At 30.9% G+C, this 1,917-nt stretch carries 2 protein-coding genes; one reads left to right on the top strand and one right to left on the bottom strand.

Annotation, left to right across the window (positions count from 1 at the left end; genetic code table 11):
* Window positions 1–23 precede the first annotated feature (23 nt).
* Window positions 24–629: a helix-turn-helix domain-containing protein gene (locus tag N6G83_RS54275; protein WP_012564911.1), complete on the bottom strand. Its 606-nt coding sequence runs from the start codon at window positions 627–629 to the stop codon at window positions 24–26.
* A 700-nt stretch (window positions 630–1,329) separates the two neighbouring features.
* On the opposite strand from N6G83_RS54275, the gene mobV reads away from it, so the two are divergent.
* A partial coding sequence (gene mobV, locus N6G83_RS54270; protein WP_260524427.1) for a MobV family relaxase occupies window positions 1,330–1,917 on the top strand: 588 nt, incomplete at its 3' end.

Raw genomic sequence — 1,917 nt, 5'->3', positions numbered from 1 at the left:
TGTGAAAAATTTCCCGTTGGGTTTTAAAATGAGTTTTTAAAATTATCGTCTTCGACTTGTGCGGATTTCAAATTTTTTCTTTTTTCTTCGTCCAAACGATGAGCTAATCCTTTAGAAAAAATATTACTATTCATAAAGACGTGTCCGTCTTTTTCTACTAATATATTTTTCTTTTTAAGGTTTTTAAAATAATAACTTACATTTGATTTTGCAAGATTTAAATTTTTCGCAATTGTAGATTGTGAAAGGTTAATTAAATTTCCGTATTCCATAACCTTTACAATCTCGACGATAATTCTAAACTCATTAGGTTTTAAATTTAATTTTGCTAAAGCCTCAAGATTATCTACAAATGTAATAACAAAATCTTTTTTTAATGAAGTCTTTTTTTCTTTTTCTACATAAACTTTTGCATTTAAATTAACACCATTGCTTTTATCGCTTCGGTCATTAGGATCGTTAACTTCTTTTATTATAAGTTCTTCTACAGTTTCGTTTGCAATTCTATTAAATAAATCGAATTGATTTAAATCAATTTCTAAAGTCGATTTATTTTCAAATAATGGATCTTCCGGCAAAGTCTCTAATATTGAGTAATTTTCTTTATTTACTAATTTATTTTTTTTCATATTAAAACCCCATTAATAATTAAGTTATAAGTATTTATAACTCAGTTATAAACAAAATATACAACTAGTCAATACATGATTACAACTTTTTATAACTTAGTTATAAGAAGTTGGTCGAATGACCAACTTAGGGGGGTTATAGAAATCTATAACTGGGGTTATAGAAATCTATAACTTTTAGGTTATAGGAATCTATAACTTTTTTTTGATTTAAGTCAGTAATAGCAAGGGCTGGAGGGGTATGTAAGATTTAAAACAATAAGAAAGTAAGAGAGTAAACGGTGCAAACCTTCAGATCGAGCAGAACTTACCAGGCTACGCAAAAGAAAACCCCCTTCCGGGAGATGTGTTTTCGCTACCGCTACAACAGACGTTTCCCGTTCCGGGCAATACATAAGCAATCTGTGCAGATTTCCCTACCGCGCTTCGCTTGGTCAACCCTTCACAAGCCAAAATTAAAATTTTGACTTGCTCAGCGTTCTGTCTTTTTTCTTTTATTGGAAATCGTGAGTAAGGGGAAATTTTAATTTTCCCTTGCGAGGGATTGATCCGTTGACTTTTGTTTTTTTTATTGTAGATGTATTTATAGATTTTCAATTTTGCAGAAAGGTATACTCACTATACCGAGATTTCTCGGTGTGAGCCTGGCAGGGGCCAAAAAGAAAAAAACCTTACTGCTTTTAACGGGAGGTTTTCGAATATGGCTTATGCAATTTTAAGAGTGGAAAAAACAAAAAATACTTCAATCGCCGGGAAAAATTCTCACAATATGCGATTGAGGAAAACACATAATGCAGATCCTAACCTTAAATCCCAAAACCGAATTTTAATCGGTTCTGGTGATTTAAGGACTGATATTAATGCAAGGTTTCAAGCAACCAATGTTAAAGCTCGTAATTCTACTTCTGTTATTTGTAATGAATTAGTTTTAACAGCTTCCCCAGAATTTTTTGCAAATAACAAAAAATTGGAGGATTGGATTAAAGTTCAAATGGAATATTTGCAAAGTGAATATGGGGAAAATGCAATTAATGCAGTTTTACACTTGGACGAGCAAACTCCACATATTCACGCCTTTATAACACCAATCGAAAATAAAAACGGAATATATAAACTAAACAATAAATCGTATATGAAAAAATACGAAACAATGCAGGATATATATTTTAAATACAATAAGCCATTAGGTTTAATCCGTGGGATTAAAAAAGAGGTTTCGAATGCAGAATATAAGGAAGTTAAAGAATTTTACAGCGATATTAAAAACATTAAGAATGAAACCGAATTA

Source organism: Serratia sp. PL7, assembly GCF_945957435.1.
Note: the sequence above shows the minus strand (reverse complement) of the source record. Positions and strands in the feature narration are given on the sequence as shown.